The sequence below is a fragment of the Glaciimonas immobilis genome (genome assembly GCF_011947285.1).
Lineage (GTDB): Bacteria > Pseudomonadota > Gammaproteobacteria > Burkholderiales > Burkholderiaceae_D > Glaciimonas > Glaciimonas immobilis.
The window spans coordinates 239,463-263,028 of record NZ_JAAOZT010000003.1; the positions used below are offsets into that span (position 1 = coordinate 239,463).

Here is a 23,566-nt window from a genome sequence, read left to right on the forward strand (position 1 = left end):
TTCAATACAGCACGACGGATCGGATCGATTCGCCACTTTTCATCAAATCGAAACCTTCGTTGATGCGCTCAAGCGGCAACGTATGTGTGATCAGATCATCGATATTGAGTTTGCCGTCCATGTACCAGTCAACAATTTTCGGTACGTCGGTGCGACCGCGTGCGCCGCCGAAAGCAGAACCTTTCCACTCGCGCCCGGTGACTAGCTGGAACGGACGTGTACTGATTTCTTGTCCTGCTGCAGCCACACCGATGATGTAAGACTGACCCCAGCCTTTATGCGTGCATTCCAACGCTTGACGCATGGTAGTGGTGTTACCGATGCACTCAAACGAGTAGTCTGCGCCGCCGTCGGTTAGTTGAATAATGTGATCAACGACGTTGCCGACTTCTTTCGGATTCACGAAGTGCGTCATACCAAACTTGCGCGCCATTTCAATGCGGCCCGGATTGATATCGACACCGATAATTTTGTCAGCGCCGACCATCTTGGCACCCTGAATCACGTTCAGTCCAATACCGCCGAGACCGAACACAACGACGTTTGCGCCAGCTTCAACTTTGGCCGAAAATACCACTGCTCCAACGCCAGTCGTCACACCGCAACCGATATAGCATGCTTTATCGAATGGGGCATCTTCACGAATTTTTGCCAATGCGATTTCCGGCACGACGATGTAATTTGAAAAGGTCGAGGTACCCATATAATGGAAAAGCGGCTTACCATCCAGCGAGAAACGCGACGTTGCATCCGGCATCAGGCCGCGTCCCTGAGTCGAACGGATCGCCTGGCATAAGTTAGTTTTGCGCGATAGGCAAAATTTGCACTGACGACATTCCGGCGTGTACAGCGGAATAACGTGATCGTCTCTTTTAACAGAGGTAACGCCGGGGCCGACCTCCACCACGATGCCTGCGCCTTCATGACCCAGAATGGAGGGGAAAATTCCTTCAGGATCCGCGCCTGAGAGCGTGTAATAGTCGGTATGACAAATACCAGTCGCTTTAATTTCTACCAGTACTTCGCCTTCTCGCGGCCCTTCCAGATCAACTTCTTCGATCGTAAGTGGCGCTCCGGCTTTCCATGCGACTGCGGCTTTCGTTTTCATCAGGTGGCTCCAAAATATTTAATAGACGTATTCTGCTATCGGAGAAAGGAGGCAAATCGAATCCGGATAAATTTTGGCTGAAAATGCCGCAATTACGTCCGCATTTGCGTCCCATCCTTTCTAGCAGTAAGCTTCACTCCATACGGCGGGCAAATCGAGATCACAGCGTTTACAATGTCATACGTGAAGTAATCTGCGTTCCGTAGCGCGACGTCGGAAAAAGCTGCGACGTAGCGCCATATACTCATGCATTCATTATTTGTATTGATCAGTGCAAATTGTTACGCTTCCGCACCACTAAAACTTCGCACTGCTCCGAAAATCACCCATTGCTTATCAACAACACATTCTTATTTGACACCATTCGTTCACCACTGTAGCCCATGAGACGCCGTGTTGAGGTAGTATCAAGTAACAAATAAAACAATTGCAAAGAGTATGCGGGATAGTTATACCCGATATAAGCAAAAACCAGTCCACAAAATACGATCGACGTTTAACGCGCGCAATCCCACGTCAGATTGAAATGTTGGTCAGAGGAGACACCATGACAGTACTAGCCGCAAGTCACGTTAAACACGTGCGCTCGGTTGTTCAAAGAGGCATGCAGCCCGGTAGTGGTCTCGCGGGCGATCCGATCGTTAATTCCTGGATAAGATGTCTGAACGAATATAGTCTGGACCCGGACAATTGTGATGAGCCCGTCATCATCGGGCATGTCGAACTGCAGGAGCGACAGGCGCGTCTGGCCGATGTTCAAGAAGTAGCTAAAATTGAAATGGCGAACCTGTATCAGCAACTGGCTGGCTCCGGCTACGCTATCATGCTGATGGATTGTGATGGCGTTTTGCTTAATTATTTCGGCGATCCCAGCTTTACCCACGCGGCGTCCAAAACCGGTCTCATGCAAGGCGCGGTCTGGAGCGAGCGCCTGCAAGGTACTAATGGCATGGGCACATGCCTGGTAGAGAAAAAGCCGATCATTGTGCATCAAAACGAGCACTACCTTTTACGCAATATCGGCATCAGTTGTGCCGCAGCACCTATCTGCAATCATCGGGGCGATGTACTGGCGGTACTGGACGCATCGGGCGAGTCACGCCTTGCACAACAGCACACATTGGCACTGGTCAATATGTCGGTACAGATGATCGAAAATCGGGTTTTTCTGCAGCAGTTCCATCGCGAGTATATCGTGCGGTTTCATAACCGCCCGGAGTTCGTGGGTACGCTTAGCGAGGGTGCCATTGCGTTCGACAGCGCGGGGACCATTTTGGCCGCGACGCGCTGTGCGCAGTTCCAGCTTGGGGTACGTTCACCTGCCGAGATTTACGGCCGCAACATCACTGAATTGTTTAACGTATCGTTACCGGGCTTACTGGATAGCAGTCTTAAAAAAGCGTTCCATCCGACCCCGATTTTTGAAGTCCGCAGCGGTGCCCGTTATTTTGCAGTGATTTATCCCCCCGAGCCGACACCCGGCGCATCGCGCCTGTTGACCGTCAAACACGATTCAGGCAAGCCAGCATCGACTCAGCGCAGCGCGCTTGATGAACTGCATTTTGGCGACCTGACGATGCTCAATAACGTGCAGGCCACCAAGCGCGTTCTGGAGCGCGATGTGGCTATCATTCTGTGCGGCGAGACTGGGACCGGCAAAGAGATGTATGCCAAGGCAACGCATCTTTCCGGCAGTCGCTCGCAGCAACCGTTTGTCGCTATCAACTGCGCCTCTATTCCGGAATCGTTGATAGAGAGTGAACTGTTTGGCTATAAGTCTGGCGCGTTCACGGGCGCTAGCAAAGACGGACAGCGCGGCAAGATATTTCAGGCTAACGGCGGAACATTATTTCTCGATGAAATTGGTGATATGCCGATGTCTTTGCAAGCGCGCCTGTTGCGGGTTTTGGAGGAGCGCGAAGTTACGCCGCTGGGCGCAGACAAGCCGGTTAAACTAGACATTCGGTTGATCAGCGCGACGCATTGCGATTTGCAGGAAAAGATCGCACAGAATTTATTTAGAGAAGATTTGTATTACCGCCTTCTGGGCTTGACCGTGACACTTCCCGCGCTGAGAGAACGCACAGATCGCCATGGATTGATCAAGCATCTTCTGCTGAAAGAAGCTGGCGACGAGGTGGTAGAGATTGATGATGCGCTATTAGCTGTATTTGATCACCACCGCTGGCCGGGCAATATTCGCCAGATGCGTCATCTTTTACGCACAATGATCGCACTGCGTGAAGGCGACCTGCTCACCGCTTGCGACCTGCCTAATGGCTTCTACACCGGCCCGTTGCCGACCGCTGGCTGTGGTGACTGCGCTGGAGCTTCCGAGGAAGCCCGCAATCCTCTGGAGAACGCAGAACGCGATGCGCTGATTCAGGAACTGGAACAACACAACTGGAATATCACCACGCTGGCCAAACAATTGAAGATGAGCCGTAACACGCTGTATCGAAAAATGCGTCGTCTGGACGTCAAGGATCTGGATAAAATATCGCTGTAACTGGTGATATTAAGAGGTTGGTGGGTTCTGCATTAATGCAGGCTGCGCACGCATTAATATTACGTAAGAGGTTGGTGGGTTCTGCATTAATGCAGGCTGCGCACGCATTAATATTACGGCAGATTTTGCAGTAGAAAAGGCAGTAGATGCCGCAGCAGAAACCGCAGCGCATGTCGATTTAAAAATAGGTGGTGGCCACACCTGACAGTCTTTTCGGCCTGTCCGACGATAGCGTTATTGAATTATTGCAGCGTGTCAAATGTCGCTACATCAATACTAACGCTAGTGGCCTTCAAAGTCTTTTCCAATAATGAGCCCATGCCGGTTTCGTGTAATAGGCCAAGCACCAGTTCCGCCGGATTACAATCGATTGAGGCATGCAAGCCGGCACAGGAGCTGGTCATTTGCGGATTGACTTCAAGGACCACCGGACCTGTATCGGTGAAGATAAAATCGACCCCTACATAACCCCATAAGCCGGGAATGGCCGCGGCAATATCCTGCGCCAGTCGATCCAGATCCCCGGTGACGTCAACAAAACTATTGATGGTACTTCCAAGAAAATACAATTGATTATCGCGTACGGCGATCCGTTGCTTGTTGCAGCTAAGGACCCGCGCGACCCCGTTACAACATATCAGACAAAGGCTGCATGGCTGGCCTGACATAAACGGCTGCAATATAAAATTGTCGTCACTATTGGCCGCGATCCAGGCCAATGCTTTGGGCGGGGAGCTAAAGATGCGGCTATTGCGGCAACCAGCACCTTTGTCCGGCTTAACCACCCATGCCGATGCTGCGATATGCTGCGGCAAAACATCTTCCGGCGTATAAGTTTCCACTACCGGAATACCCGCTTCGGCCAACGCACGCACGGTACGCAATTTACTCGCAGCAATATGAATTGCCGCGGGCGTGCTGCCCAGCAAAATGCGGTTATGGCTAAGAATCTGACGCGACAGGTTCTCCAATATATCATCGGATTCCGGTGCGATCAGCCAGACTGCGTCGGCCTGTTCCATACAATCGGTAAAGTAAGATTCAAACCCATTTCGCACGGGAATTACCACGGCAGCCCCCGTCGGGGACAGACATAAATCCATTTTTGGCAAGCGTGCGTCGCGCGTGGTAATGATATCAATTCCAGCAATCGCGGAAAGATCGGACAGCAATGCACGATGCCGTATCTCGCCCGGACGCATTAGCGAATGATCCAATGGTTGCATCGACAAACCACCGCCGGATGCATAATCGAAAAGAAATACTTTCATGGGAACACCGTTTTTGGGAATTTTAGAGGGCTTACCCACGCTTAGTTATTGAGAGTTCCGTTTTTATTTAAATGCGCTCAATACAAAACTTTACTCATTCCGTTAATACCGCATCACCTCGCTAATAGGGTTGCGCTGCCTGCCTGCTCAAGATTAACGCAACTGTTTCTCTGCTGGCAATCAATCTTTCTTAAAATCAAAATTTACATTTACCAAGGCCTTTAAATGCAGCCCTGCTCTATGTACCACCTGCAAATTACTTCTTGCTATCTTCTTTTACTAACGTAATAGTTTCATCCGTGCGCATATTTTCCTGCGCAACTGTACTGACGGTTAACGCCCCGACCTTTTCCGTGCTGAGCTGAGTACCGATTTGGTACACTCCACCGGGAACCTTATTACTGAAAACAAACGTGTAACGCTTGTCCACATATTTCTCAAATTTTTCATGCATGGGATCATTCCGATACGGCTGGAAACTGACCTCTTGCGCATCCAGTTTCTTACCCTTGTAGGTAATAGTTGTGGGCCGAATCACTGCGGCCTCGGCGAGAGCAATCCTGATCCGTCTCCGAAAATAACCCGTTGATCCGCCGGTCAATGCCTTCATCTGCGCAATATCCCACTCTAGAAATCCTAGTAACAACGGGTTTCCTTTTGAGTGTTCGACTTCAGGAATTGCTAGTTTTCTGGTGCCGGTCAAGAATCGTAGCGATACTGTTGCAGTACCGTCAGGATTAATTTTGGTCACATCAACGTGGATCAGGTCATCAATACCCGGCGCGCTAACGACAGCCTTCTTATACGCATAGGTAAGGTCAACGGGCGAGTGAATATTTTGCATATGATTGGTTTGAAACACCATCACTTCGGCCGGCGAAATCTCCTGAGTCGGGGCTGAAGGAGCCGCCGGGGCCGCTGGCGCTACCGGGGTCTCAGGGGTCTCAGGGGTCTCAAGGGTCGCCCCGATCGCTGCTGTCGAAACGGCTACCGACACCGCCACGCAGATCGCCGTCGACACCACGACGTTCATGGGCAGGCGACCCGCTCTGCGCATCCATTGCGGCAATCCGCTACTACGATGCCCGAATATAGAATGCATTTATCTTCCTTTAAGATCCGCGCTAAAATAACTGATTTACCATACTGTGCGCGACCTCAACCATTAAACTAATGGTTCCCACCCAGCCTTCAGAAAAAGAGACCAGAATGGGTTAACGCGTGAGCGAGGGGGCAGCGCAGCTAGTTTGCCGATACTAAAAGATTACCTTGATCATCGACCAGCAAAACACCGTACTCTCGCAGGATCGCTGTAATTTGTGGCTGATTTTTTGCGATCAACTGATCAATACGGTCCTTGAAACCCTTTTCGCCATATCGAACGCCCATCGCGATACTAAAATCCATACGCATGTTGGGCTGTGATTTAAACGGGATAGCGGCGATCGGTACGGTAGTGGCCTTTTTAGCAAAGTAGCCGCCAATCGGTCCCCACACAAAAGCCACGTCGATCTTGCCGGAAGTCAGATCCTTCTCGACCATTTCACCCGGGTATTGCGCTGGATCGCCGGTCTGGGTCTGATAGGACACCATCTGATCGGCTAGTCCATTTTTAAGCATCCAGTCCACGACCGGGGACCGTCCGAATACGCCTAGCCGTAATGTTTTTAATCTGGCAGGATCGAGCTTGAGCAGGTCATCCGGCGTTTTGATATCGTCAAAGCCCTTACCCTTTACATACGCCATTGAATAGGTGGAGTGGTAATAAGGCCTGGTAGTGGCACCCAGATCAAATCCGACTGCAACACCGGTCACCAGATCGCATTCGTACTGGTCCGAATCAGGCAGTTTCTTCTTCAATGTGTTCCTTACGTAGCCCATGCGTTGCGGGTACCACGTGTACTCAATTTTCCAACCTAATTCTTTCGCGAAAAGTGCCGCAATCTTGTTTTCAAAGCCCATTAGTTTCTGGTTTGAAAACGGCATGTTGTTAGGGTCCTGACAAACCCGTAAAACTTTCTCATGTTCAGGTTCAGGTGCGGGTACTTCAGCCATAGTGAGATTTGAAGCCAAGGCAGCGCTCAAGAAAATCCCAGCCATACTGCAGTGCCACATACCGTGCAAAGGACGGCTCAGCCTTGCAACAATTGCGATACCAGAATTTGAGAGTGAGTTCACTTTGGTATCAACTTCAGGTTGCCTGTTTTGATGGCACCATCGGAGCGGCCTTTAAGAAACGCATAAAGGTTATCGATATTATCTGTCACTTGCTTGCTGCCGTTAAAGTTCGGCATACCTTTTTCCATCCGGCCTAAAAGAACCGTCGTTTTGAACTGCTCTTTTGTCAGAACTTTGAGACTGTCCACTAATGCGGGACCAACTAATCCCTGCTGGTTTGCACCATGGCAGCGTTCGCATGCCATGGCGCGCCAGGTGTGCCAGCCATCAAGCGTGCCCTGATCCACTTTGTTGCCATCGACCACTGTATAGGGCGTGTCTGCAGCATTGGCGACACCGACTGCTCCTAACAGTACGCCGCTAAAAATCGCAGCCTGAACTGCTGCCTGAAATATTGTTTTTATGATGCTTGTAGTCATGTAAACCTCTCAGTTCGGCGTTCATCCCGCCATTTTCGCTGACATTCCGGCATCTGCCGGAATGTCAGCGTCAATGTGCAGAGTTGTCTATAAAAATGTTGCTGTCGTGCTTACACGTTGCCTGGCAAAGCGAATACAGTCAAGACGCCGCCCAACTCTGTGTACTTAGCCAGATCTCTATAACCACCTACTGCGCCCAGACCTTCGGTGTCTTTTTCAAGACCTGCTGCAAGGCCAATCCCAGCCCAGCCGCCAATACCGGACAACACGCCGATGTACTGTTTACCTTTAAACGACCATGTGTGAACGTTGCCGATGATGCCGGAAGGTGTTTTGAACTTCCATAGTTCCTTGCCGTTTGCATCCACTGCTTTGATATAACCTTCCAGCGTACCGTAGAAAACTACATCGCCAGCAGTCGATAATGCACCACTCCATACAGAGAATTTCTCTGGCTTGGACCAGACAATTTTGCCTGTACCTGCATCCCAGGCGATAAAGTTACCCATGTTGCCTTTTGCTTTTTCGGCAGGATACATAGAGAGAGTTGCACCAACATATGGCTGACCCGCTGTGTAGTCAACTTTGAACGGCTCGTAGTCCATGCAGACGTGGTTGGTCGGTACGTAGAACAGGCCAGTTTTTGGAGAAAATGAAGCTGGTTGCTGATCTTTGGTGCCGAGTGCAGTCGGGCAAATGCCTTTGATATTAACGTCCGGTCCTTGACGATCGGTGCTGTACTTGGCATCAAGAATTGGACGACCTGTTTTCATGTCAACGCCTGAAGCCCAGTTAACTGTTGGATCGTATTTTTGTGCTACTAGCAGTTCACCCGTCGAACGGTCCATGGTGTATGCAAAGCCGTTACGATCCATATGGACCAACGTCTTACGCATTTGACCTTTGACCTTGATATCGGCCAGAATCATTTCATTGACGCCGTCATAATCCCACTCATCATGCGGTGTCATCTGGAAGGCCCACTTGGCTTTACCTGTATCCAGATCGCGAGCAAAAATAGTCATGGACCATTTGTTATCGCCGGGACGTTGGCTCGGATTCCAGGTGCTTGGATTACCGGTGCCGTAGTACACAAGGTTCAGCGCTGGATCGTAGCTGTACCACCCCCAGGTTGTACCGCCGCCAAGTTTCCATTGGTCCCCACTCCACGTTTTAAGTGATGAATCCTTACCAACCGGTGCCATCTTGCCATCGGTCCAGGTCATGGTTTTCTGGGGATCCATCAACATATCCGCGTCAGGCCCGGTGCTGAAGGCTTTCCACATCAACTTGCCGGTTTCAACGTCATAGGCAGCCAGACGACCGCGGACACCAAACTCACCACCGCTGATTCCGGTAATGATTTTGTCTTTAAAAACGTGTGGGGCATTAGTAGTCGTTTCACCGACCTTTGGATCGCCGACTTTTACTTTCCAAATTTCTTTACCTGTCTTCGCATCCAGTGCAACCAAGGTCGTGTCGGCTTGTTGCAAGAAAACTTTTCCGCTAGCGTATGCCACACCACGGTTTACCGTATCGCAACACATAACAGGAATAACTGAGGCATCTTGCTTAGGCTCGTATTTCCATTTAATCGTTTGATCGCCTAGATTAACTGCGAAGACTTTATTCGGGAACGGGCTGTGAACATACATCGTGTCACCCACCACCAAGGGTCCGCCTTCGTGACCGCGCAGAACGCCCGTCGAAAAGGTCCACGCGACTTGCAGATTCTTCGCATTGTCCTTATTGATTTGCTTTAATTCACTATAACGCTGACTTGAATAATTACCAGACTGCGTCGCCCAGTTATCTGGATTTTTAGTGAGTGCCTCAATATCTGAATTGGCAAATGCTAGAACCGGTACTGCAAGCAGAACGGCGCATTGCACCAAGCCTTTTAGGCTCTTTCGGGATGACATGTGTAATCTCCTGTTAATTTTTTTAAATAGAACTCAACGAACCCACCTGCCACCAACCCTCTTTGGAAGTGAAGTTTTTGATCCGTTATTGGTACTACCTTTTGTATTGCCCACTTCGCTTCGCACTGTACTTCGAATGATTACTCAGCATAGAACGTGCCAAGCAAAGGTCTTTACGCTGGCGCCGGGCGCGCTGCCCATAGGGAGCGTCGACATTCATTGTGCAGGCACCGCAACAGGCATTCGATGCTGCATAGCACCATGTTCAGATTGATGAACAGTGGGCTAAACGCTCTGTATCACTTTCGTGTCAAACCGGGTTCTAGTGAGCGTCGGAGATGATTAAAAGTATGGACGCCGGGCAGAGGGTTTACCAGACTAAAAGCGCTGGAATAAAAATTGAAAGGCACAGTAACCGCATGCCAATCCGAACCAGTGATTCATGGCAACAGTGATATCTGCAGAGTGGGATCTGGGGCGTGGGCGTGGCAATACCGGGTGTGGTTATTGAAGGCAACGGCAAGGCACCTACTGCACCTTGCCACGTTGCATATTTCAGCCATAAACAAAGGCAAATACCAGGCTGTAGCATGGCGATTCTGGCAGCACCCGCTATATTGAGCGGCTTAGTTTCTTTATCTGCATACAAAGGTTACAAATTACAACTGATGCCACCCAGAAAGCAAAGATTCGACTGCCTATCTGGCGAAAATTTCAACCCGACAACTACGTGCGACGAGCAGGTAGCAGCAATCATGCCCTACCAAGTTGCAGGGCAGTGATTGCTTGGGATGCGCGTACGGGTGCGCTCGTTACGACCTGTGAAGCCGAGGCCAAGGCGTAAATCGGCCTCAGTGCGCGCCCGGTGAGTGATGGTAGGAAAATGGTTATTGCACGAAGCAGGCTTGGTCGGCGGCGGCTTGAATTGTTTTGAATTTTTTGGCCATTGTTTTCACTATTTCGGGATCGCGAAATTCCGAACCGCGTTGGCCTCCGGTCATTTGTGGGCGCGCCGCAAGAGAAATTTCTACAAACTCGTCATATTTTACCGAGGTCGCAATATTGTCCAGTGCACAGGAACACTTGTACAAATATTCGTATTTTCCTGCATGATTTTTCATACATTCAAGCACGTATTCAACGCGCCCCGTTGTCGGGAAATCATTGGCATATGCGCTGATCGGCGCGGCGACGGCGGCGGGAATTGTCAGTAGTAATACCAAGCGTAAAACCTTCATTTCATCTCCGTTTATTTTATATTTTGACTTAACTGCATGGGAGTAATGCATATTCCATGCCACAGCACAACGTGCAATCAAGCTAACGACGCGCGGTATAGAAAAAACGAGATGAATTTCGCTTTTTCTATAACGGGCAAACTTTATTAGCCCGCAACAACGCGCCCAAAAAACGGATAACCAGGGTCTGTATATCCCGGCGTCGATGCATGTCCTGGCGGGACCAAACTGTCGACTAAAGCCTCATCATCCATCGCAATTTTGACGTCTACTGCGGCGTAATAATCGTCCATTTGCGCTAACGTACGCGGCCCTGCTATCACCGAACTAATGTGACGGTTTGCCAGCACCCAAGCAGTAGCAAACTGACCTAACTGGATGCCGCGTTCGTCGCTGTGCTGCTTCAGGCGTTGCGCGATTATGAGCGACTCTTCCCTGAATTCGGTTTCCATGATGCGCTTGTCACCCCGACTGGCCCGGGTATTTTCGGGCGGGGTCTGACCCGGCAGATATTTGCCGGTCAGCACGCCGCGCGCAATCGGACTGTAAGGGACAACACCCAATCCGTAATGGGCGCAAGCGGGCAGAATTTCTACTTCTGGCATGCGGTTCAGCAGGTTGTAATAAGGCTGGCAAACAATCGGTTGCGGCACACCCGTCTGTTGGCACAAGCGAACCACTTCCGCAATACGCCAGCCACGGAAGTTGGACAAACCGAAGCTACGAATTTTACCTGCACGAATCAAATCGCCGAGCGCGCGCACCGCTTCTTCCAGATTCTCATCCTGATAATCACGGTGCAGGTACAGAATATCGATATAGTCGGTCGCCAGTCGTTTGAGACTGTTTTCGACTTCGCTGATAATCCAGTGGCGTGAGTAATGCGATTGATTGGGACGGCCGCTCATTGGGTTGCCAAGCTTGGTGGCTAGTACCCAGTTAGGACGATCTGCAGCCAATACTGTTCCGACCATTTCTTCGGAGGCACCTTTGGTGTACACGTCGGCGGTATCAATGAAATTGACGCCGTGATCGCGGGCGGACGCGACGATGCGCTCTGCTTCACCGATATCGGTTTGATCACCAAACATCATGGTGCCCAGACAAAGTGCGGAGACCTTCAGATTACTAGTGCCGAGACGTCGATATTGCATGATCTTTTATCCTGTGTCGAAATGGGAGAATATCGGTAGCGTCCGAACCATTTCGCTAGAATCGGCACGCCAGAGACCAGTCTGTTTTAGCCAGCCCAGACTTTTGGACTTCTATTATGCCCAAAGATTGAATTTTAGTTATGCGGCCGTCAAATATGCGGCAGAGGAGTGACCGTGACCTCAACATCGAGCGTCTGTTCCCCACCGCCTAGCACGATGCCACGCATGGGCGTGACGTCGCTAAAGTCGCGGCCCCAACCCAACGTGATGTGTTCGGACTGCACGAGGCAGCGATTAGTAGGGTCAAAATCGATCCAGCCGAAGTCCGGGCAAAAAATCGATACCCACGCATGGGAAGCGTCGGCACCGATCATGCGCGGCTGTCCGGCTGGCGGATGGGTCAGAATATAACCGCTGACATAACGTGCGGGCAGGCCAAGCGCTCGCATACAACCGATCATCAGTTGCGCAAAGTCCTGACACACACCGCGACGACCTTTAAGAACCTCGTCGAGCGGCGTCGATATTTCGGTGGCTTTATCGTCGAATTCAAAGTCGTCAAAAATACGTTGCGTCAAATTCAGCGCGGCATCCAGCAATGGTCTGCCGGGGGTAAAACTAATCCGTCCGTAGTCACCCAGGTCAGGGCTGAGATGAACATGCGGCGAGGCATAAAGATAGCGACACGCGTCCAGCGCAGCCTCCGATTTATCCTGCCGTACGCTATCGCGCAAAGTTTCCCAGGAAAGGGTTCCCTGAATCCTTGTAAGCGTAAACCGCGGCTTGAGTACGACGATCGACTCGGCGTGCACGGACAATGTTTTATGCGGCACGGTAATGGCGATGTGACGGGTCATATTGCCAAAATAATCGTGGCCTTCCGAACCGTCTTCTTCGTGTGGCGCAATCACGATCCGGTGCGACTCGATCTGTTGATAGATAAACGAGCGCGGCGTCAGGTGCAGGTACTGCTGCGAGAGCGTCACCATACTTTGATAGGTGTAGCGCGTTTCGTGCACCACGCGGAAACGTGCAAATGAAGCGGCACTGACGGACGTATCACTCATGCTTTTCTGGTCCTGTCCTGATAGCTGTCGGTGTAGCTAAAAAATTGTACGCTGATTTGCTCGGATACGGCTTCGCTGGCAAGTTGCATGCGATACAGCAGGTTAATCAACTGGGCGTTGCCGCAATACAAATCGGTTTCTGGCGCTAGCGCCAGTAACTCTTCCTTAAGCGGCGTGAATCGCTCCGCACCGCAGGGTCCATACGTTACCGCAATTTTTCTAAGGCTCTTTAATATCCCGTCGAGCTGAAAAAAAATTGAGCGCGGATTGGTCTCGTCCAGCAATAACAGGTCGAGTACCGGTAGCCATTCCGGCTGCGCGCGATAGCGCGAACGATACGTCACAATGCTGTCCGAGAGCTCCAGCAACCAGTCCAGATTGCCGTTAGCGTCCATCACCAGCGCGCGCTGCAAAATCACGCTTTGAAACTGTAGTCGTTCCAAACGACGGCCAAGCGACAAGAAACGCCAGCCGAGATCACGGGTCATGCCGTCCAATGTAAATCCGGCCATGGTCATGAGCGATGCCGTTGCATCATCCAGAATAGTCATCGCCTCGGCCTGGGACAAGCGGTGATCGTCGCTGGTTTCTCGCGGCACCATGCGGTTGAGCGCACGCCAGTTATCCACGGATAGACGTTCGCGCAACTGGCTGGCAATGCCATACAACTGCTGTTGCTGACGCGCCAGGCCGGGCACGTCCGGCGATATCACTGCGCGCAATAAAGTCGATTCAATTTGGGCGTCACTAAACATTGCCGCCGGTTTTATGATTGCACCTGGCACCAGACTCTGCATTTGACTTTGCGTTTGCCCGAGTGTTTGACTTTGGCTCTGACCCTGGCTCTGGCTTTGCAACGCGAGCCGTGCCGCCAACTCCGGGTCAAGTTCTTTAATATCGATCAAATGGAAATAAACGCATAATGCTTCCACGGTCGGCCATTCGGCACCGCGATACGCAGGCCGGACATTGAATAGCAGGTGTAGCGTAACCCGCAACAATCGGGCAATATTGTCGCAGCGATCAGCGCTGCGGCCGAACCAAAACAAATTCTCCGCCATACGACTAGAAAGATGGGTGTCATCGCGCACCAGATCGTCGCGTGTTGTCGTCCGTTTGGAAAGACTTTGCGTGGCAACCTGCTCGTTGCCCTGCACCCAGGTATCCTTGCTACCGCCGCCGCGTTGCATGGTGATAATACGCGCATCGGTTCCTGTCGCGGCGCGCGTCAAACCGCCCGGCATGACGACGTAGCCTAGCGGCGTGGCACATGCATACACCCGCAAGCCGATGGCACAAGCGCTTAATCCGTCTCCCTTCCATACCGGCCCCTGCGACAATCGCACCATTTCCTGCGCGACATAGTTTTCCGGTTCAGCGCGCATCTTGGCAATAAAGGCGGCACGGGCGGCACCTTTAAGGTCTTGACCAAACACCGGAAACTGCCGCGATTGCGGGAAGGCCGGTTTGATAATCAGTTCGTCCAGCTTTTCAATTGCTTCTTCCAACGCGGCTGGCTCTCCGCACCACCAGGTAGCTACCGACGGCATTTTTAATGATTCTCCCAGCAAGCGCTCGCACAATGCGGGAAGAAAACCCAGCAATGCGCCAGACTCTAGCATGCTGGAACCCAGGCTATTGGCGATCAGTACATTACCGCGCCGTGCAGCTTCGGTTAATCCGGCGACGCCCAACCCGGAATCTGGTCGCAATTCCAGCGGATCGCAAAAGTCGTCATCGACCCGACGCATGATGACGTGCACGCGCTGCATGCCGGATAAAGTCTTAAGCCAGACAATACCGTTGCGTACCGTCAGATCACCGCCTTCAACCAGTGGCAAACCAAGATAACGCGCCAGATAAGCTTGCTCGTAATAGGTTTCGTTATATGGACCCGGGGTCAACAGGACGATCAGTGGCGCTTCGCTACTGCGCAGCGGCGCGCCATTTTTCCCGCCGTTACCGTTTGCTGCGCACAAACGCCCCCAATGCGCAAGGCTGTCGCGCATGGTGTTAAAGAATTCAGTCAGGTGCTGGACTTTCAAATCCCGCAATAGATCAGGAAAAGTACGTGCGATGATGGCGCGATTTTCAAGCGCATAACCGGCACCGGACGGTGCCTGCGTACGGTCGGCCACCACCCACCATTGTCCATTAGGCGCACGTGCAAGATCGACCGCATAAAAATGCAAAGCGATCCCGTCAGCATGCTGCATACCGTGACATGGACGAGAAAAGCCGGCATGACCGTGGATTAATTCCGGCGGCAACAACCCTTCTTCCAGCATTCTCTGGTCGCCATACACATCACCCAGAATCTGATTCATCAGGGTAGCGCGCTGAATGACGGCGGCCTCAATACCGGTCCATTCATCCTGCGGCAGAATCAGTGGCAGAACATTCAAATCCCAGGGACGCTGTATTCCTTTAGAATCGGTATAAACATTATAAGTAACACCGTTTTCACGCACCTGTTCTTGCACCGTTTCGATGCGTTCGCGCATCATATACGGTGACTCTGCGCCCAAACCCTCTAGCAAGGTGCGCCAATGTGGACGCGGCTGGCGGGACGCGTCCAGCATTTCATCGAAACTGTTCGGCGGAGCCCTGTAGCTTGCGAGTAGTTGATTTAACATTTTGTCGCTTATTCCTTTTATAACGATTCTATCGATATGCGGGGGTCGCATAACTATCACTTGCGACCCGGCACACCCGAACCATAAAGGATACGATCAAGAAATTTCTTTCGTAACCTGCGGGCGGCATCAATCCTGCGCTGCCCGGCGTTCGCACTAGTTGCGAGTTCTTTGCGCAATTTTACACATTCTCCACGCCAATCTTAAATGCGGCACCTGCCTGCTTGACGTAATTAACTGAACTTACCAACGTTTCGCGGTCGGGAATAAGCCCGGCGACTGAGATGCTGGTACCCAGCAATTCGGTCGCCTGACCGCAAGTTTCAGAACATACTAAGCATCGTGCCAGCGCAAATCCAGCGTCATCGGGAAGCTTGGATTGGTCTCTTCCTTATAGACTGTCATAGGACCCGGCGTATGACCGTGGGCCCAAAAGCGTGCAAAACGACGTGCTTCTGCAGCGTTTGCATTGACCGGTGCAGTGGCCTCACTGCGACCACCTGGATGGACCACGTGATAGGTGCAACCACCAATGGCGCGACCGCTCCAGGTATCGACCAAATCAAAGGTCAACGGTGCATGAATCTTGACAGTCGGGTGCAAGGCTGACCATGGACTCCATGCGCGGAAACGGATACCGGCTACGTACTCGCCCGGAATACCGGTCGGATGCAATGGCAACATGCGTCCGTTGCAGGCGATAACGTGACGTCCGTCGGTTAATCCGCGCACCAGCAATTGCATACGTTCAACCGAAGAATCGACGTAACGTGCAGTGCCACCGGCTGCCATTTCTTCGCCCAGCACATTCCATGGCTCGATTGCCTGACGCAGTTCCATCTCTACGCCTTCGTAGACGACCGTACCAAAACGTGGAAAGCGGAACTCGATAAACGGATCGAACCAGTTCTCTTCAAATGCATACCCGGCAGCACGCAAATCCTTAGCAACATCGCGGATATCCTGCGCCACAAAATGCGGCAACATCCAGCGATCATGCAGCGCTGTGCCCCAATTCACTAATTTGGCTTGATACGGCTGACGCCAAAAACGCGCTACCAATGCACGCAGCAATAACATCTGCAGCAAGCTCATGCGCTCATGCGGCGGCATCTCAAATGCGCGGAACTCGACCAGTCCCAGACGACCTGTCGGGCCATCGGGCGAATACAGTTTATCGATAGAGAACTCGGAGCGATGCGTATTGCCGGTTAGGTCGACCAGATGATTGCGCAACAAACGGTCAACCATCCACGGCTTATCGCCCGGATGTAGCGTCGGCAGTACTTTGTCCATCTGCTGGAACGCAATCGCTAACTCGTATAAGTTGTCATCACGCGCCTCGTCAACCCGCGGTGCCTGACTGGTCGGTCCGATAAACGTACCCGAAAACAGATAAGACAACGCGGGATGATTCTGCCAGTAGGTGATCAGACTTTTCAGCAAATCGGGGCGGCGCAGCATCGGGCTGTCTTCCGCGGTAGCCCCGCCCAACGTGGCGTGGTTGCCGCCGCCGGTGCCAGTATGGCGACCATCGACCATAAACTTTTCTGTACCCAGACGCGTCAGACGTGCCTCTTCATACAGCGTGGTCATGTTATAGACCAGTTCCTTCCAGCTTGCAGCAGGATGAATGTTTACCTCAATCACGCCCGGGTCCGGAGTGACGCTCAACAACTTGACCCGTGGATCGCGCGGTGGCGGATAACCCTCTATCCACAGCTTCAGTTTAAGCTTGGCGGCGGTGTTTTCTACCGCTGTCACCAGCGCCAGATAGTCTTCCACCCGCTTTACCGGGGGCATAAAGATATGCAGACGACCAGCGCGCACCTGTACGCACAGGCCGGTATGAATGACTTCCCGCGCTGCTGGCTTTGGATCGACCGGCGGAATAACGGCTTTCGTCGCTTTTTCCGGGTCTAGACTTAGTGTTGGCCGTTTGCCATTTTTTACCGCTGGCAGCGCGCCGCGCGGAGCAAACGGATCCACATCGAACTCATGCGGGACATCGTCCGGCAGTACCCATGGCAAGGCGTTCAGCGGCAGACGCAAACCCATTGGCGAATCGCCTTCGGTGAGGTACAAATGCTCACGCTTAAGTGGCCAGGCGGACGTGCGCCAGACCGTACCTAACGAGGTAGCAGGATCAAAGTCCCGCGGCTTCAGCGGTAACACATAACCGACGATTGCACCGAGACCGGTCTCTAACAAACGTGCAAGACGGCGGCGCTCTTCGGAATCTTTTAAATTGGCCTTCAGCGGATCGACGTTAACCGGCATGCCCTGCTCACGATGGACTTGCGACATGACATCTTCATATGCCGCAATGGCGCTATTGGCGGGCAAACCGAGCGCCCTTACCAATTCGGTCACAAAGCGGCCAGCCTCAGCGCCCTCATAACCTTCGGCCTTGTTCTCGTCGGAGAACAACGTCGCATCCAGCCACATCGGCTGGCCGTCGACACGCCAGAAAATATTTAACGCCCAGCGCGGCAATGGCTCACCCGGATACCATTTTCCCTGACCGTAATGCAACATACCGCCTGGCGCAAAATGGTTTTTCAGACGATGCATCAACTGCCCCGCCAATGCGCGTTTTTCGTCGCCGTGCGCCAGCGTATTCCACTGCGCGCCGTCCATATCATCGACGGACACAAAAGTCGGCTCACCACCTTGGGTCAGACGCACGTCTTGTCGCTTCAGATCAGCATCTACCTGATGACCAAGCTTGTCGATTTTTGCCCAATCGGCTTCAGAGTATGGCTTGGTCACACGCGGGTCTTCATGAATCCGCGTAACGGTCATTTCATGGAAGAACGTCACTTCCGCTTTATCGGTAAAACCGCTGACCGGTGCTGCCGATGACGGCATCGCTGTACAGGCGAGCGGAATATGTCCTTCGCTAGCCAACATACCGGAGGTAGGGTCCAAACCGATCCAGCCAGCGCCGGGAATATACACCTCGGTCCATGCATGCAGATCGGTGAAGTCCACCTCGGTCCCGCTTGGGCCGTCGAGCGATTCCTGATCAGGACGTAATTGAATCAAATAGCCCGATACAAAGCGCGCCGCCAGACCCAGCTGACGCATAATTTGCACCAGTAACCAGCCACTGTCGCGACAAGACCCCGAGCGATTTAACAGCGTCTCTTCCGGCGTTTGCACGCCCGGCTCCATCCGCAACAAATAGGCGATATCGCCTTGGAGACGTTGATTGATGGCGACCAGAAAATCGTTCGTCGCCAGCGGTTTTTTGAGCAATTCAGCCCGTGCAGCCGCGACCCACTCGACGAGCAAAGGTCCCGGCTCCTCAACCGCGAGATAAGCGCTAAGTTCAGATTTTTGCTGGGCCGGATAACTGAAGGGGAATTGTTCTGCGTACTTCTCGACAAAGAAGTCAAACGGGTTAATCACCGTCATATCCGCGATCAGATCGACCGTAAATTCGAGTACGTCCGATTTTTCCTGAAATACAAAGCGGCCTATGTAGTTGCCGTAGGGGTCTTGCTGCCAATTAATAAAATGGTCTTCCGGCGTCACGGTCAGCGAGTACGACAGAATCGGGGTACGTGCGTGGGGAGCAGGACGCAAGCGAACTTCATGTGGGGACAAAGTGACCAGGCGATCATAGTGGTAGCTGGTTTTGTGATGCAGCGCGACACGGATGGCCATAGGGTGGTGCCTTTCGATGAATGTTGATACGAAATGGGGGAAAGCGGGTAATAAGCAGTAAAACGGATAATTAAAGTGCCTAAAAATCCCTAAAAATGGTCCATTTCTCGTTAAGCAGGATTCATACCCGAAAACACGCAGAACGCGCGTTCAAATCACTATTTCAAGTATATAAATTTGCAGTTTTCTATGCCCTTTCGGCATTACTTCACACGTCAGTAGATTTGTCAGGCATTGCGTTGGCGTCAGTAAGGGCTTAATCGCTAATACTCGCTATTCCCTACGCCGGTAGCCCCGCCTTTTGCGCTTTGCCACCCTTCCTTGTATAGGGTCCCCCTACGGTTTTTCGGTCTTGTAATACTACTTCAATGTGCACTGACGAGAGAGCTGGAAGGTCATTTTATTTAAAAATCGGGCTGCAAATCTCACACCTATCGCGTGAGTAAAACCACATAATTTAGATTGCTATTTTAGCATCAATACAACATCTATTGCGCCTTGACATTATGGGAGCGCATCGCCAGCGCCGATCACCCCATGATCCGTATCACCGCAGTAAGCGGCGTGCGCTGAAATTGTGCATCCTGACAGTTTCTTCAAAAAAATGTCAGGCATCAATATGGAGCGCTTATACTGACGATCAAAATTGCGGCAGCCGCTTAACCGGACTGCCGAGGGTTTGTGACCGCCCGATATGGTTATAGGATTGCCCGTTGCTGAGTATCTCGCCGATGAATTTAACTACCGCCCCTAGCTCCCAGAACGCGCCTGTTATCCTGACAGGCGATAGACCAACCGGACCGCTCCATCTCGGTCATTTTGTAGGCAGTCTGCGCAATCGCGTCGCCTACCAAAATACTTACAAACAATTCATTATGCTGGCCGATGCGCAAGCCCTCACCGACAACATGGATGACACTGGCAAAGTGCATCGTAATGTCGTCGAAGTCGCGCTAGATTATCTGGCCGTCGGGATCGACCCGCAACAATCGACCATCTTCATTCAGTCCCAGATTCCTGAACTGGCTGAACTCACGTTTTACTATTTGAACCTGGTGACCGTTGCGCGGCTGGAGCGCAATCCAACCGTGAAAGAGGAAATACGTTTGCGCGGCTTTGAGCGTGATATCCCTGCGGGATTTTTGACCTATCCCGCAAGTCAGGCCGCAGACATCACCGCATTCAAAGCCAGCCTCGTACCGGTCGGCGAAGATCAAATACCAATGATCGAACAAACCAACGAAATCGTGCGCCGCTTCAACCGCCTTGCCGGGCGCGATATTTTGATCGAAGCCAAAGCACTAGTGCCAGAAATCGGCCGTTTGCCCGGCATTGATGGCAAAGCAAAAATGAGCAAATCGCTAGGAAACACCATTAATCTTGGCGCAACCTCGGACGAAATCCGGGCAGCCGTCAAAAAGGTCTACACCGATCCATTGCATCTTAAAGTGGAAGAGCCGGGCCATCTGGAAGGCAACGTCGCCTTTTTATATTTGGATGCGTTCGATACCGATCAAGCCGGACTGACAGAGATGAAGGCACACTACGTGCGCGGCGGCTTAGGCGACAGCATCGTCAAAGCGCGGCTTGAAGCCTGCCTGCAAGAACTACTCGCCCCAATCCGCCTGCGCCGTCAAGAGCTTGAAAAAGACCGCGGCTATATTCTGGATTTGCTAAAGAAAGGCACCGAGCAGGCGCGGGAAGTTGCGGCGCAAACGATGGCGGAGGTGAAGGCTGCGTTGGGGCTTACTTATTTTTAGGTGGTAGGAGTGGTTGGAAACCGATACCGTGTCGTTTTCCAACAAATAACAAGGACGGCTATCAAACGAGTGCCTGGCGTGGTTGCCTGCGGTCCGGCTAAAGCATCACGCCAACTGCCATGTCCAAGGGTTGATAACAGTCAAGCCAGCAGCGCCAAAAGGCGACGTGCCGCGCGTGGCGACCGCAAAACCATGCGTCGCAGCGATAGCTGCGATATAGCCATCCGTGGGCGCAATGGCTTGTCCAGCGTTACGCGCACGGGCGCGCAGCGTTGCATATGCTCGCGACGCAGCGTCATCGAATGACAGGATGCGGCCCGCGAACAACGGTAATACACGCTTCTCAAGACTGGACTGAAGCATGTCCCTGCGTTTGCCCTCAGGAAGCGCAGCGATACCGAAACGCAGTTCTGCAAGACTGATTGTGGAAAGGTATAACGTTTCAATAACCTGTGCATCGATCCCGGCAAGTACGTTCGTATCACCAGACACTTTTAACGGCTCAGAAACGACGTTGGTATCAAGCAAGATCATGCAAAGCCTAGCGGCTCGACGGGTGTTCTATCGCGTTCGATCTCAAGGTCGACGCCACCCACTTCGCGGCCAATTTCAGCCAAAAGTGAACCGAGCTTGATCCGACCCTCGGGTCGAACGGCATTTTCAAGGATCGCACGTATTTCGGCCTCTGTACTGAGGCCATGCATTGCGGCACGCACGCGCAGGGCACGGTGCGTTTCATCGGGTAAATTACGGACAGTGACGGATGCCATTGCTTTCACTAATCAAATTTAATATCAATGATAGTGGGCCGGGCATGACCGCCATTGCCCGGTTTGCAGCAAGTGACCGCTAATTGTCCAATTGCTTTGCCCGTCTATTCCTACCAAATTAATACTACGGCGCGACCACCTGTACACCATGCTTCTCAAATATTTTTGCCATCTCGCCGGACGCCACCAGTGAATCAGTCGCTGTCTGCAGTTGTTTGACTAGTTCTGTGTCGTCCTTTTTTACAGCCATGCCGATGATCCAGCCTTTTGGTGGCATACGCTGAAACGGAACCTCGCTCATTTTAAAGTTAGCGTCTTTGCCGAGGACGGATTCAATTTCTGAACGATTGGCGACGACGGCATCCAGTCCGCCCTCCTTAAGCTTTTCTAACGCATCGAATGCGGTCGGGAAAATTTTTACGTTTTCACGAAACTTGCCGTCCTCTGCGCCCAGTAATAGCATCGCGCCAATGGAGATTTTCTCGGCACCGATAGTTTTGCCTGTGATGGAATCCAGATTTTTAAACTCTGGTACCTTACGGATATCCCGGACCAGACGTACCGTCTCACGATGATAAGGCGCAAAAATAGTGACCTTGTCGTTTTGGTTGATCAGGATAGGCTCTACCGGCACGTGCATCAATACATCAGCTGGGCCATAACCGAGGTAATGTCCTTTCCACACCATATTACGCAGGTCATCGCTCAGTTCTTCACCTGCGGGGAAAGGTAACAAGCTTACCTTAAGCCCTAATTTGGCAGCCAACGCTTCGGCGATGTCGATGTCGATACCGCCCTTGGTTGTGGAATAGGGCGCGAAATCGTTGTAGACCGCGACTTTTAATATGCCCGATTGCTTGATTTTGAGGAAGTCTGCATTTTCCTGCGCATGCGCTGTAGCGATCAGGCCAAAACATAGCGCTATACTGGTGAGCGTCAGCACTCTGCTGGCGACCTTACGATAAAATTTAACCATTGCGTCTCATCCTGTTATTTTATGTTTTGGTTATGATTCTTTAGACACATTTGCGTTGTTTGATGCGTGAGGTGCGGCGCTATACTTCCCCACTGCAGGGAAATTGACGGACCACGCTTATGCCCTTTTGTGCGGTCCTGAAAAATTAATTAACTGCGCGCAGTGTCTCTAAATAGGATTTAATAGACCACATTGCTTCTTGATTCAGAATGCCTTCAAACGGCGGCATATACACTGCGCCATTGCGGACTTTACCGTGACGAACAGATACCAGGAAATACTTATCCGTTTCTTTGTAACAGGCTTGTTGTTTGGCGCCTTTAAGGTCGGTACAGTCGCGATCCAATAAACGCAAATCTGGCGCGATACCGCCGGATTGTGCTTGCAGGCCATGGCATCGCGCGCAATTTTCTGCATAGGCGGAAGTGCCGATATTAATGGCTTCCTTCTGACCGCGATAAGGGTTTTCATCACGCCATGCGGTACCTAAGGCGGGCAAGGTTTTGGTGTCAACAGGTTGTGGCGTTACGTCGCCATGCGCGTAGGCAAACGATGGTGCAAGTACAACAGCAAATAACAAACAACACGCAATAATGTGGCTAAATTTTTTCATACGATCTCCTCTACGACGATTTAAATAATAAAGAGCTAGTGGCAAGTGTCGTGCCAAGGAAATCTACGGCTTTTTCATATCTGATTGTTCTATTTCTGAACAATAGCCTCATCAAGTGCTATATTTAAGAGCAATACAAAAATAAACACGATGTGCATAACATCTAAAACGCAGGAGACCCGATGCAATCAAGCGATAATCCCGACCAGCGGAGCGTGTCGCACGCTACACAAGCGTCCAAACAGGGCAACGACGCGCGTGGCACGCTTTCTG

General features: G+C 51.8%; 17 protein-coding genes. 2 read left to right on the forward strand and 15 right to left on the reverse strand.

Annotation, left to right across the window (positions count from 1 at the left end; translation table 11 throughout):
• Position 1: 1 nt before the first annotated feature.
• Positions 2-1,108 (reverse strand): S-(hydroxymethyl)glutathione dehydrogenase/class III alcohol dehydrogenase, encoded by a 1,107-nt coding sequence (locus HAV38_RS07550; RefSeq protein WP_168054027.1) that lies wholly within the window; start codon positions 1,106-1,108, stop codon positions 2-4.
• A 547-nt stretch (positions 1,109-1,655) separates the two neighbouring features.
• Here HAV38_RS07550 and HAV38_RS07555 point away from each other — a divergent pair.
• A complete protein-coding gene (locus tag HAV38_RS07555; RefSeq protein WP_168054029.1) occupies positions 1,656-3,617 on the forward strand; it encodes a sigma-54-dependent Fis family transcriptional regulator in 1,962 nt (653 codons plus the stop codon).
• Positions 3,618-3,859: 242 nt separating this feature from the next.
• On the opposite strand, the gene HAV38_RS07560 is transcribed toward HAV38_RS07555, so the two are convergent.
• The 10 genes from HAV38_RS07560 to HAV38_RS07605 form a co-directional block, all read right to left on the reverse strand.
• The gene (locus HAV38_RS07560; protein WP_168054031.1) at positions 3,860-4,888 is read right to left on the reverse strand and encodes an ATP-grasp domain-containing protein; all 1,029 of its coding nucleotides are present in this window, start codon (positions 4,886-4,888) and stop codon (positions 3,860-3,862) included.
• 256 nt (positions 4,889-5,144) lie between these two features.
• Positions 5,145-5,990 (reverse strand): hypothetical protein, encoded by an 846-nt coding sequence (locus tag HAV38_RS07565; protein ID WP_168054033.1) that lies wholly within the window; start codon positions 5,988-5,990, stop codon positions 5,145-5,147.
• A gap of 140 nt (positions 5,991-6,130) precedes the next feature.
• A complete protein-coding gene (locus HAV38_RS07570) occupies positions 6,131-7,003 on the reverse strand; it encodes a substrate-binding domain-containing protein (protein WP_168054214.1) in 873 nt (290 codons plus the stop codon).
• A gap of 59 nt (positions 7,004-7,062) precedes the next feature.
• Entirely contained in the window at positions 7,063-7,485 is a 423-nt protein-coding gene (locus HAV38_RS07575; RefSeq protein ID WP_168054035.1) for a c-type cytochrome, read from the reverse strand.
• A gap of 110 nt (positions 7,486-7,595) precedes the next feature.
• On the reverse strand, positions 7,596-9,407 hold the full coding sequence (locus tag HAV38_RS07580; RefSeq protein ID WP_168054037.1) for a methanol/ethanol family PQQ-dependent dehydrogenase: 1,812 nt from the start codon (positions 9,405-9,407) through the stop codon (positions 7,596-7,598).
• 887 nt (positions 9,408-10,294) lie between these two features.
• Complete coding sequence (locus HAV38_RS07585; RefSeq protein ID WP_245182254.1) at positions 10,295-10,696, reverse strand: hypothetical protein; 402 nt, start codon at positions 10,694-10,696, stop codon at positions 10,295-10,297.
• 95 nt (positions 10,697-10,791) lie between these two features.
• Complete coding sequence (locus HAV38_RS07590; protein WP_168054039.1) at positions 10,792-11,799, reverse strand: aldo/keto reductase; 1,008 nt, start codon at positions 11,797-11,799, stop codon at positions 10,792-10,794.
• A 149-nt stretch (positions 11,800-11,948) separates the two neighbouring features.
• The gene (locus HAV38_RS07595; RefSeq protein ID WP_168054041.1) at positions 11,949-12,866 is read right to left on the reverse strand and encodes a transglutaminase family protein; all 918 of its coding nucleotides are present in this window, start codon (positions 12,864-12,866) and stop codon (positions 11,949-11,951) included.
• On the reverse strand, positions 12,863-15,502 hold the full coding sequence (locus HAV38_RS07600; protein WP_168054043.1) for a circularly permuted type 2 ATP-grasp protein: 2,640 nt from the start codon (positions 15,500-15,502) through the stop codon (positions 12,863-12,865). Before HAV38_RS07600 ends, HAV38_RS07595 begins: the two co-directional genes overlap by 4 nt.
• A 333-nt stretch (positions 15,503-15,835) precedes the next feature.
• Positions 15,836-19,174 carry a transglutaminase family protein gene (locus tag HAV38_RS07605; protein ID WP_168054045.1) on the reverse strand — a complete coding sequence of 1,113 codons (3,339 nt, stop codon included), beginning with the start codon at positions 19,172-19,174 and terminating at the stop codon, positions 15,836-15,838.
• A gap of 731 nt (positions 19,175-19,905) precedes the next feature.
• Here HAV38_RS07605 and trpS point away from each other — a divergent pair.
• Positions 19,906-20,934 carry a tryptophan--tRNA ligase gene (gene trpS / locus HAV38_RS07610; protein ID WP_184013445.1) on the forward strand — a complete coding sequence of 343 codons (1,029 nt, stop codon included), beginning with the start codon at positions 19,906-19,908 and terminating at the stop codon, positions 20,932-20,934.
• A gap of 105 nt (positions 20,935-21,039) precedes the next feature.
• Here the strand turns inward: trpS and HAV38_RS07615 are convergent, their stop codons facing one another.
• The 4 genes from HAV38_RS07615 to pedF form a co-directional block, all read right to left on the reverse strand.
• Positions 21,040-21,468 (reverse strand): type II toxin-antitoxin system VapC family toxin, encoded by a 429-nt coding sequence (locus tag HAV38_RS07615; RefSeq protein ID WP_168054047.1) that lies wholly within the window; start codon positions 21,466-21,468, stop codon positions 21,040-21,042.
• Positions 21,465-21,704: a FitA-like ribbon-helix-helix domain-containing protein gene (locus tag HAV38_RS07620; protein ID WP_168054049.1), complete on the reverse strand. Its 240-nt coding sequence runs from the start codon at positions 21,702-21,704 to the stop codon at positions 21,465-21,467. The genes HAV38_RS07615 and HAV38_RS07620 overlap by 4 nt, the downstream gene beginning before the upstream one ends.
• A gap of 124 nt (positions 21,705-21,828) precedes the next feature.
• Positions 21,829-22,680: a substrate-binding periplasmic protein gene (locus HAV38_RS07625; protein ID WP_168054051.1), complete on the reverse strand. Its 852-nt coding sequence runs from the start codon at positions 22,678-22,680 to the stop codon at positions 21,829-21,831.
• Between the two features lie 145 nt (positions 22,681-22,825).
• The gene (gene pedF / locus HAV38_RS07630; protein WP_168054053.1) at positions 22,826-23,293 is read right to left on the reverse strand and encodes a cytochrome c-550 PedF; all 468 of its coding nucleotides are present in this window, start codon (positions 23,291-23,293) and stop codon (positions 22,826-22,828) included.
• Positions 23,294-23,566: the final 273 nt, after the last annotated feature.

Coding starts and splice junctions, on each gene's coding strand:
- HAV38_RS07550 (WP_168054027.1), bottom strand. CDS start 1,108: ATGAAAACGAAAGCCGCAGTCGCATGGAAAGCCGGAGCGCCACTTACG.
- HAV38_RS07555 (WP_168054029.1), top strand. CDS start 1,656: ATGACAGTACTAGCCGCAAGTCACGTTAAACACGTGCGCTCGGTTGTT.
- HAV38_RS07560 (WP_168054031.1), bottom strand. CDS start 4,888: ATGAAAGTATTTCTTTTCGATTATGCATCCGGCGGTGGTTTGTCGATG.
- HAV38_RS07565 (WP_168054033.1), bottom strand. CDS start 5,990: ATGCATTCTATATTCGGGCATCGTAGTAGCGGATTGCCGCAATGGATG.
- HAV38_RS07570 (WP_168054214.1), bottom strand. CDS start 7,003: ATGTGGCACTGCAGTATGGCTGGGATTTTCTTGAGCGCTGCCTTGGCT.
- HAV38_RS07575 (WP_168054035.1), bottom strand. CDS start 7,485: ATGACTACAAGCATCATAAAAACAATATTTCAGGCAGCAGTTCAGGCT.
- HAV38_RS07580 (WP_168054037.1), bottom strand. CDS start 9,407: ATGTCATCCCGAAAGAGCCTAAAAGGCTTGGTGCAATGCGCCGTTCTG.
- HAV38_RS07585 (WP_245182254.1), bottom strand. CDS start 10,696: ATGCATTACTCCCATGCAGTTAAGTCAAAATATAAAATAAACGGAGAT.
- HAV38_RS07590 (WP_168054039.1), bottom strand. CDS start 11,799: ATGCAATATCGACGTCTCGGCACTAGTAATCTGAAGGTCTCCGCACTT.
- HAV38_RS07595 (WP_168054041.1), bottom strand. CDS start 12,866: ATGAGTGATACGTCCGTCAGTGCCGCTTCATTTGCACGTTTCCGCGTG.
- HAV38_RS07600 (WP_168054043.1), bottom strand. CDS start 15,502: ATGTTAAATCAACTACTCGCAAGCTACAGGGCTCCGCCGAACAGTTTC.
- HAV38_RS07605 (WP_168054045.1), bottom strand. CDS start 19,174: ATGGCCATCCGTGTCGCGCTGCATCACAAAACCAGCTACCACTATGAT.
- trpS (WP_184013445.1), top strand. CDS start 19,906: ATGAATTTAACTACCGCCCCTAGCTCCCAGAACGCGCCTGTTATCCTG.
- HAV38_RS07615 (WP_168054047.1), bottom strand. CDS start 21,468: ATGATCTTGCTTGATACCAACGTCGTTTCTGAGCCGTTAAAAGTGTCT.
- HAV38_RS07620 (WP_168054049.1), bottom strand. CDS start 21,704: ATGGCATCCGTCACTGTCCGTAATTTACCCGATGAAACGCACCGTGCC.
- HAV38_RS07625 (WP_168054051.1), bottom strand. CDS start 22,680: ATGGTTAAATTTTATCGTAAGGTCGCCAGCAGAGTGCTGACGCTCACC.
- pedF (WP_168054053.1), bottom strand. CDS start 23,293: ATGAAAAAATTTAGCCACATTATTGCGTGTTGTTTGTTATTTGCTGTT.